The organism is Sporolactobacillus inulinus (genome assembly GCF_006539285.1).
Lineage (GTDB): Bacteria > Bacillota > Bacilli > Bacillales > Sporolactobacillaceae > Sporolactobacillus > Sporolactobacillus inulinus.
Map to the genome: position 1 here is coordinate 1 of NZ_BJMS01000120.1, position 8,384 is coordinate 8,384.

Below are 8,384 nucleotides of genomic sequence, written 5' to 3' on the forward strand. Positions count from 1 at the left end.
GGAAGTCGCGAAAGTGCTTGGGTGCCTCAGGAGCGGTTCTGTGACTCGCAAGCCAAAGGAGCCCCCGCGGATACTGAGGAGGTTTCTGGACTGTCCGTGGGCGCACACTGTTGATGCAAGCAGCTGAAGCAGCGCCCAACCACCGAGTGTGTGCATGCATTTGCTTTCCACGGAAGAACAGGATGAAAAGAGCTGATCACTGTATAGGAATTGCGGGGGAGCAAATGGCGTCCCAAATATTCAGAATAAAATTGCTTTTATTTTTCCCTTTACAAGACCTGTCAATCTAGATATAATAAAAAACGTCGATTGCGACGGACAAGCAGTATGGCCCGTTCGTCAAGTGGTTAAGACACCACCCTTTCACGGTGGGTTCATGGGTTCGAATCCCGTACGGGTCACTTTATGGAGGATTAGCTCAGCTGGGAGAGCATCTGCCTTACAAGCAGAGGGTCATAGGTTCGAGCCCTATATCCTCCACTCCGCCGGTCTAGCTCAATTGGTAGAGCAACTGACTTGTAATCAGTAGGTTGGGGGTTCAAGTCCTCTGACCGGCACCATTCGATTTACGATTTAATTTAATATGGAGGGATAGCGAAGAGGCTAAACGCGACGGACTGTAAATCCGTTCCCTACGGGTTCGAAGGTTCGAATCCTTCTCCCTCCACCATTCATTTACTTGTGGGCCATTAGCTCAGTTGGTAGAGCATCTGACTCTTAATCAGAGGGTCGAAGGTTCGAGACCTTCATGGCCCACCATTTTTATGCGGGTGTGGCGGAATTGGCAGACGCGCTAGATTCAGGTTCTAGTGCCCTTTACGGGGCGTGGAGGTTCAAGTCCTCTCATCCGCACTTAATTTAATATTTTTGGTTTGCGGAAGTAGTTCAGTGATAGAACATCACCTTGCCATGGTGGGGGTCGCGGGTTTGAATCCCGTCTTCCGCTCCATAATATGGGGCCTTAGCTCAGCTGGGAGAGCGCCTGCTTTGCACGCAGGAGGTCAGCGGTTCGATCCCGCTAGGCTCCATAAAAAAAGAACAACGGAGACTTTGCCGATCGGGCAGAGTCTCCGTTTGTTTGCCGTTCAAGTGTTCTCTTTTGATCGTTTTCATTTTATTCCTATATGTGTTTAGTGCTTGATTAAATCGATAATGTCTCGACGCATGGATTGCGGGACGGTTTTCGTTGGTGTTCCAATGCGTACGAGCATCTGAATGGTTTGACCGTTTGGCGCGTATAAATGGTGGATGTTCTGATAGGGATCGTGCATCTCCGGATATTCTTCCAATGCCTGGCTGACCGGTTGAACAGCGAGTCCGAGATGGGCGGCGGTTAGTGTCAGACGGCTGTAGATCATACCGCTTTTTACTTGGCTTGCGCGGCTGTTCTCCTTTGTTGTGATCATTGAATAGGCAGGCGTGTGATCAAGCGCGGTTCGCGTGGATTGAATCATCAAATCGGCAGAAGCTTTGTCGCTGTTCAGGAATGGAAACAGGGTGATCAAGCCTTGCATGAAGTAAAGCTTGAATCCGGATGTGCCTTGCCCTTCCAAGGAAAATCCGTAACGTGTTTGGTTTTTCTGGTATTCGTTGGCCCGGAAGATTGCTGCGGCTTCATCCATCACGCGTTTGGTTTGCGCTTCAATCTCAGCGCTGTCCATGGCGATTTTTCCGAGCGTTTGCACGTTCTTGCGGTCTTGGTAAACATGCGTTTCAACGTCTTGTGAATCTCCGAGCGCTTCAATCGCAAGCGTTTGTGCGGCGGTTAACTTTTTTGATTGATAAGCCTCTCGATTTGTATCGGGAATATAGATGCTATTGAAGAGCGGGGACGGTTTGGGTGCTGCTTTCTTTAATTGAATTTTGGCAACGGGCTGCACGGTCATGCTGTGCTGAAGATGGTTTTCATCATAAGTGCCTTTGGGGAACAGGGTGATGGAGACCGAAAAACCGATGGATTGCCCGGCGACGGCAACATAGTCGAGAAAGGTACCTTGAGTGACCATCAGCTGCCGCGCTTCAGGATCGGCTTGCAGCGACATGCGTTCTGGGTCGGCGAACAAATAAAAGGTCATGGCATCCTTTTTGTCCAGCTTAATGATCCAGGGCTGCATGTTGTGCCCGTTGGCTGCGAGCAGACCGTAGGCAGCAAGGCGGATGCGCGGATCTTTAAAATTTTTGGCGTATGTTTTGTCCCAAGGCTGAAGATAGGTTTTCGTCTGGAAAAGTCCTCCGGCGGCAAACAGGACGACTAGAAAAAGGAAGAGAGTGGCAAGCAGGCAGGCAGCGAGAATCAGCATGTTTTTTTTCACACCTTTTGTTTTCATTTTAATGAACCTCCGGAATTGTTTCGGATAGAACGCATCATCAGCACAAACGCTTGGTCGATCAGGGACTCAGGTGAGATAGCATGATCGTTCTCCAAATAATTTTTCTTCAGTTTTGCTGTACGCAGCACGCCGCTCATGGATGACCAGAGGATCATCGCTGTCAGCGTGACATCTTGATCGATTTGAAGTACCCCTTCATTTTTACCTTCCTGTAAAAGGGCGGTGAACTTTCCGAGCACAACTTCCCCAAGCGCATAACATTCCTCTTTTGAGGGGTCCGGCACACTTTGCGTAAAATCAGTCGTGCGGTTTTCATAGGAGAAAATCGCTGAGAAGTACTGCGGGTACATTTTACTGAATTGGTAGAAGGTATCTGCCATATGTCTCAGGCGTTCAATGACCGATGCGGTCTGAGGGGCTTCATCAAGCAGCGCAATCAACTTTTTGTAGCCGCGGATCATAATCTCGAAGTAAATCTGTTCTTTACTGGTGAAATAGACGTAAAGGGTGCGTTTGCTGAGGTGTGCAGCAGCGCGCAAATCGTCCATCGTAGCCTGTTCGTAGCCTTTTGAGAAAAAGAGTTGTTCGGCTGCATCGATAATGGTGGCTTTCTTCCGTTGCTTTTCTACCTCTCGTTTTGACGCCAATTTTTTCCTCCCTTTGACAATCGAAAAAGTAAACTGTTGGTTTACTTTTATTGAATAGAAAAAGCCTGCTCCTGTCAAGAGGAACAAGCATTGTTTGGTTAAAGAATGCGTGATTTATGGTATACTTCTAATGTCTGCAGGATTATTGGCAGACCGTTTTTGAATGGTGTTGAAACAGTCTTGCGTATTGATTGAGTAATTGGTCAAGACATTGACTGATTCCTTGAATTGTTGGCGAGGTTAGTGGCTCATCTGCTGCAGCACGTATCATCCTGGTTCTCAGGACTTCGATTTGACTGATAAGTTCTTGCTTGTCCATTGGTCCACCTCCAGGCTTTATGCTTGCTTTAGTATAAAGATTACCCCGAATTGTATATTTCAAACAAATATGATTCTCTTGCGGATGACCGCCGTATCCTTCCGTTTGATCACGAATAACAGCACAGAAATAAGGCAATGAATGAGCTGTAAGAATAAGTCGAAAGCACTCATTTTTAATCATTGCCTTGATACAACAATGAAACTTGATATAAGTATCTTGCGTAGTTAATAATGCTTCAAATAGAGAGGTAACTATGGATCAAACAGAGAAGCGACTGATTAAAAAGGTTAAAAAAGGGGATCAACAGGCTTTTGCCTTGCTGGTTGAGCGGTATAAAAACAGTGTGTTTGCCATCTGCCTGCGTATGGTGGGTCAGGTACAGGAGGCAGAGGATCTGTCACAAGAGGCTTTTATTCGCGCCTATAAACATATCGACCAGTATGATCCGGATCGAAAATTTTCAACGTGGCTGTTTCGGATCGCAACGAATCTGTCGATCGACTTTTTGCGCCGCAGAAAGAACACGGTTTCTCTTGATGCGTCTGTACCGGGGACGGAGGATCTGACTTTAAACGCCATCCTCCCGGACGAAGGCGAGCATCCTGAGGAGCGCGTCTTACGCAAAGAGACCGAAGCGTTCGTACAGCATGAAATTGATAAACTGCCGGAGAAATACCGATCAGCAGTGGTACTGAAATATATTGAAGATTTAAGCTTGAAGGAAATCAGTGAAATTATGGAAATTCCGGTTGGAACGGTGAAAACGCGGATACACCGTGGCCGAGAAATGCTGAGACAAAACATGACGGTTAAGGGAGGCAAACAAACGTGAGCTGCTCAAGTGTAAAATATCTTTCATTAATGAATAAAGTATTGGATCAAGAAGCTACCGATCAAGAGAAACAACAATTGTTTGAACATTTGGCGAGTTGCGATACGTGCCGTATTCATTTTAATGAGCTTAAGGAGTCGACCGAGCTGCTTCGCCGACTTGCCCACCCGCAATTGCCGGCTGTATTTACGAAAACCGTCTTAGAACAATTGCCACCTGAAAAACGTCACGTAATCCGGCGCTGGGGCAGCAATCATCCGGTACTTACAACGATGGCGATTTGCGCGGTACCAATGTCGCTGGTAATGATTGGCGCGCGTCGGCAAGTGCACGGGAAAAATAATTATGTTCTGCTCAAAGGTTTGGGGGACCAAACCTGACCCGCTTGTTTCATTTTTTCAAACATGTGTCATAGATATAGAACGATTCAGCATAAAATCGAATTCTAATTAAGATCAAATGGTGAAGTCGGAATGATCGAGTAAAACTAAGATGGTCGGTACGAATTGAGAACGATGGTTGATTTGGAGGATGAAAAGCGATGCCTTTGTGGACTCATATTAACATATTGAACTACTTAACAGACATCATCGACATTTTGATTGTCACTTATGTGATCTACAAAGTGATTATGATTATTCGAGGCACAAAGGCAGTCCAGCTGGCAAAAGGGATCCTCGTGATCGTTGCCGTATGGTTTCTGAGCAGCTTGTTTCAACTGCGCACGCTGGAATGGATCTTGAACAATGCGATTACCTACGGATTGTTCGCCATCATTGTTATTTTTCAACCGGAGTTGCGCCGTTTGCTTGAGCAGCTTGGACGCGGACGCTTGTTTTCCAGAGGGACTCAGGTTGAGGAAGAACATAAGCAAATGGCCGATGCGATTGTCAAGGCAACATCCTATATGGCTAAGCGGCGGATCGGTGCCCTCATGTCGATTGAACGCAAGACGGGACTAAATGAATATATCGAGACAGGGATTCAGCTTAATGGGAATTTGACCTCACAACTGCTCATTAATATCTTTATTCCGAATACGCCACTTCATGATGGCGCTGTCATTATCCGTGGTACAGAGGTTGTCGCCGCCGCCTGCTACTTGCCGCTGTCCGAGAGTCCGTTTATCTCAAAAGAACTTGGGACAAGGCATCGTGCAGCGATGGGGGTCAGTGAAGTCACCGACTCATTGACGGTCGTTGTTTCAGAAGAAACGGGCGGAATCACCGTGACCAAGAACGGCGAGATGTTCCGTGAGATTAGCGAGGAACGCTTGCAGGAAATGCTTCAACATGAGCTGGACGAGTCGGATAATCAGTCGCCGGTTCGCTGGAATTGGAGAGGAAAGCACAATGGATAAACTATTTAATAACAATTGGCTAGTCAAAATTATATCCTTTGTTCTCGCTCTAATGCTGTATGGGGTTGTTTCTGCCGGAGACGGCGGAAACGCGCCGGGATCAACAGCTAATGTGGCGGTTAACCCTACTCAGCAAACAACAGTCGTGAATGAGAAACTGGCGCTCCGCTTTGATGAAAGCCAATACGTGGTCAGCGGTGCACCGCAAACGATTAATGTCCATTTGAGCGGTTCCAATGAGTCGATTCTTAAAGCGAAGCTTCCGAGCACCCAAAGCGTTTACTTGGATCTGACCGGCATGAAACCCGGCACCTATGACGCCCAGGTACATACACGCGGATTTCCATCCGGATTAACGGTTCGACCATCGCCAAAGACGGTTCGCGTCACCATTCAAAAAAAGACGAGTAAGGAGCTCCCCGTTGGTGTAGACCTCTTGAATAAAGATTCGTTAGCGGACGGCTACTCAATCGGTGATCCGGCAATTGACACGAAATCGGTTACCGTTACCGGTGGTGAGGATACCGTTGATTCCATTGCCTTTATCAAAGGTGTGGTCGACGTTAAAAATGCGACGGATACCGTAGACAAAATGATCAGACTTCATGCGTATAATAACAATGGCGATCAGGTTGACGTCACGATCAAGCCATCATCGATTCATGTCCAGGTGCCGATTGAGCAGGTTTCAAAGAAATTATCCATTAAAACGGAAACGACCGGGACCCCGGCAAAAGGATACGCGGTTTCCTCGGTGGAACAATCGACAAACGAGGTCACTGTGACCGCGCAGGACAGTGAAGCACTTAATCGAATTAAAGCGCTCGATCCTTTGTCTATTTCTGTTGATGGATTGAAAAAAGACAAAACATTTTCCGTATCTGTACCGGTACCATCTGACGCAGAATCTGTAGATCCTGAGAAGATTGAGGTTACAATTCATATTGCACGTGAAGACAGCGAGGAAACAAGTGCCGAATCAGAAGATCGTTCCGCTGATTCAAGTACGGCAGCAGCAAATTCAGAAAGCGCGGATTCAAGCGCCGATGCAACTTCTGATTCGAGTACGGACAAACAAACAAAAGATTTTACGAATATCCCAATTAAGGTCACCGGACTTGAAAACGGCAAAACCGTCTCTTTTGTTAAGGAAGATCAAGTAGCTGTTTCTGTTTCCGGAACAGAAGACGATTTGAATCAGCTGACAAAAAATGATTTGCAAGCGGAAGTGGATCTAAGTGGTCTTGACTCAGGAACGCACAAAGTACCGGTCACCGTCAACTTGCCAGATAAATATAAGATAGAGACACTTCCGGAGACCGTCAGTGTTCGTATTAGTTAACGAATAGGGTTCTTTGGGCGGGGGATAAACACCCTTTGACAGATTTCAATCCTGAGTTTAAAATAAAGCGGCGGAATTTGGACGAGGAAAGATAGGAGCGATTGATATTATGGCAAAGTACTTTGGAACGGATGGAGTCAGAGGCATTGCAAATCTCGGCTTGACCCCCGAATTGGCATTTAAGCTGGGTCGGGCCGGCGGTTACGCATTAACGAAGACGACTGAGCATCCGAAGGTTCTGGTTGGCCGGGATACGCGCATTTCCGGTTATATGCTCGAAAGTGCGCTTATTTCTGGTTTGCTCTCCATTGGCGTCGAGGTTATGCGGCTGGGGGTTGTCTCAACTCCAGGTGTCGCTTACTTAACGAAAGCCATGGATGCCAGCGCCGGTATCATGATCTCTGCATCGCATAATCCGGTCGAAGACAATGGCATTAAATTTTTTGGCAGTGACGGTTTTAAGTTAAGCGACGAAGTGGAAGAGACCATTGAAACCCTGCTGGCAAAAGACAAAGATGATCTGCCTCGGCCAATTGGCGGCGATCTGGGCGTATCCAGTGACTACTTTGAAGGTGGTCAGAAATACCTTCAATTTCTGAAGCAAACGATTCAAGAGGAAGACTTTTCAACCTTCAAGATTGCCTTGGATTGCGCGCACGGATCAACGAGTGCACTCGCACCACATCTTTTTGCTGATTTAGAAGCAGACATTGTGACGATTGGGACATCGCCGAACGGAAAGAATATTAATGCCGGTGTCGGATCAACGCATCCGGAGGCCTTGTCGGCGTTGGTTGTTGAAAAAGCAGCCGATGTTGGTTTAGCCTTTGACGGCGATGGTGACCGTTTGATTGCTGTCGATGAACTTGGCAATATCATTGACGGCGATAAGATTATGTACATCTGCGCGACTTATTTGAAATCGAAAGGACACTTGACAAAAGATACATTGGTAACAACGGTGATGAGTAATCTTGGTTTATACAAGGCACTTCAAACACAGCAAATTGAAACGAAGCAGACGAAAGTCGGCGACCGGTATGTTATGGAAGAAATGCGTGACGGTGGTTATGTGCTTGGCGGAGAGCAATCCGGACACATTATCTTCCTTGAGCATTCAACAACCGGCGACGGCATGCTGACGGCGCTTCAGCTTGTGAACATCATGAAAGTGACCGGCAAAAAGCTGTCCGAACTCGCGGCGGGTGTGAAAACTTATCCGCAAAAATTGGTCAACATCAAAGTTGCCGACAAGTTCCACGTCACTGAAAATCCTGAAGTAGCAGCGGTAATTAAGGATGTAGAAACGGATATGGCCGGCGACGGGCGCGTGCTTGTACGGCCATCAGGAACAGAATCCCTGATCCGCGTTATGGCTGAAGCACCAACCGAGGAAGCCTGCGATGCCTACGTGGAACGGATCGCGCAAAAAGTTGTTGAAGCGATCGGCGGAGAGATTCAATAACACGAACACGGATCAGGCAGTAGTCAGGGGCAGTCCAGTAAAAACCGACCTGAAGATGCGGTGCGCCTGCGGCAAGTGAGTAACCG

8 protein-coding genes and 8 tRNA genes are annotated in these 8,384 nt (G+C 47.3%); 13 read left to right on the forward strand and 3 right to left on the reverse strand.

Going from position 1 to position 8,384, the window contains the following annotated elements:
- Positions 1–329 precede the first annotated feature (329 nt).
- The 8 genes from SIN01_RS13065 (at position 330) to SIN01_RS13100 (ending at position 1,028) form a co-directional block, all read left to right on the forward strand.
- Positions 330–401 (forward strand) — tRNA-Glu (locus SIN01_RS13065).
- Between the two features lie 6 nt (positions 402–407).
- Positions 408–480, forward strand: a tRNA-Val gene (locus SIN01_RS13070).
- Positions 481–484: 4 nt separating this feature from the next.
- Positions 485–560 (forward strand) — tRNA-Thr (locus tag SIN01_RS13075).
- A gap of 25 nt (positions 561–585) precedes the next feature.
- Positions 586–670: transfer RNA gene (locus SIN01_RS13080), tRNA-Tyr, on the forward strand.
- Positions 671–683: 13 nt separating this feature from the next.
- Positions 684–759, forward strand: a tRNA-Lys gene (locus SIN01_RS13085).
- Positions 760–766: 7 nt separating this feature from the next.
- Positions 767–852: transfer RNA gene (locus SIN01_RS13090), tRNA-Leu, on the forward strand.
- 22 nt (positions 853–874) lie between these two features.
- Positions 875–949 (forward strand) — tRNA-Gly (locus SIN01_RS13095).
- A 6-nt stretch (positions 950–955) separates the two neighbouring features.
- Positions 956–1,028, forward strand: a tRNA-Ala gene (locus SIN01_RS13100).
- A 102-nt stretch (positions 1,029–1,130) separates the two neighbouring features.
- Here SIN01_RS13100 and SIN01_RS13105 read toward each other — a convergent pair.
- The 3 genes from SIN01_RS13105 to SIN01_RS15115 all read right to left on the reverse strand — a co-directional run bounded on the left by SIN01_RS13105 (position 1,131) and on the right by SIN01_RS15115 (position 3,296).
- A complete protein-coding gene (locus SIN01_RS13105; RefSeq protein ID WP_010024487.1) occupies positions 1,131–2,327 on the reverse strand; it encodes an Acg family FMN-binding oxidoreductase in 1,197 nt (398 codons plus the stop codon).
- Positions 2,324–2,977 (reverse strand): TetR/AcrR family transcriptional regulator, encoded by a 654-nt coding sequence (locus tag SIN01_RS13110; protein WP_010024492.1) that lies wholly within the window; start codon positions 2,975–2,977, stop codon positions 2,324–2,326. Before SIN01_RS13110 ends, SIN01_RS13105 begins: the two co-directional genes overlap by 4 nt.
- Before the next feature lie 142 nt (positions 2,978–3,119).
- On the reverse strand, positions 3,120–3,296 hold the full coding sequence (locus tag SIN01_RS15115) for an aspartyl-phosphate phosphatase Spo0E family protein (RefSeq protein WP_010024493.1): 177 nt from the start codon (positions 3,294–3,296) through the stop codon (positions 3,120–3,122).
- A gap of 256 nt (positions 3,297–3,552) precedes the next feature.
- Here SIN01_RS15115 and sigW point away from each other — a divergent pair, with 256 nt between their 5' ends.
- From sigW to glmM, 5 genes are all read left to right on the forward strand, one after another.
- The gene (gene sigW, locus SIN01_RS13120) at positions 3,553–4,131 is read left to right on the forward strand and encodes an RNA polymerase sigma factor SigW (protein ID WP_010024495.1); all 579 of its coding nucleotides are present in this window, start codon (positions 3,553–3,555) and stop codon (positions 4,129–4,131) included.
- Positions 4,128–4,511 carry an anti-sigma factor family protein gene (locus SIN01_RS13125; protein WP_010024496.1) on the forward strand — a complete coding sequence of 128 codons (384 nt, stop codon included), beginning with the start codon at positions 4,128–4,130 and terminating at the stop codon, positions 4,509–4,511. The genes sigW and SIN01_RS13125 overlap by 4 nt, the downstream gene beginning before the upstream one ends.
- Before the next feature lie 161 nt (positions 4,512–4,672).
- Entirely contained in the window at positions 4,673–5,491 is an 819-nt protein-coding gene (gene cdaA / locus SIN01_RS13130) for a diadenylate cyclase CdaA (protein ID WP_010024497.1), read from the forward strand.
- Positions 5,484–6,833: a CdaR family protein gene (locus SIN01_RS13135; RefSeq protein WP_010024498.1), complete on the forward strand. Its 1,350-nt coding sequence runs from the start codon at positions 5,484–5,486 to the stop codon at positions 6,831–6,833. Before cdaA ends, SIN01_RS13135 begins: the two co-directional genes overlap by 8 nt.
- A gap of 109 nt (positions 6,834–6,942) precedes the next feature.
- Positions 6,943–8,298: a phosphoglucosamine mutase gene (glmM, locus tag SIN01_RS13140; protein ID WP_047035243.1), complete on the forward strand. Its 1,356-nt coding sequence runs from the start codon at positions 6,943–6,945 to the stop codon at positions 8,296–8,298.
- Positions 8,299–8,384: the final 86 nt, after the last annotated feature.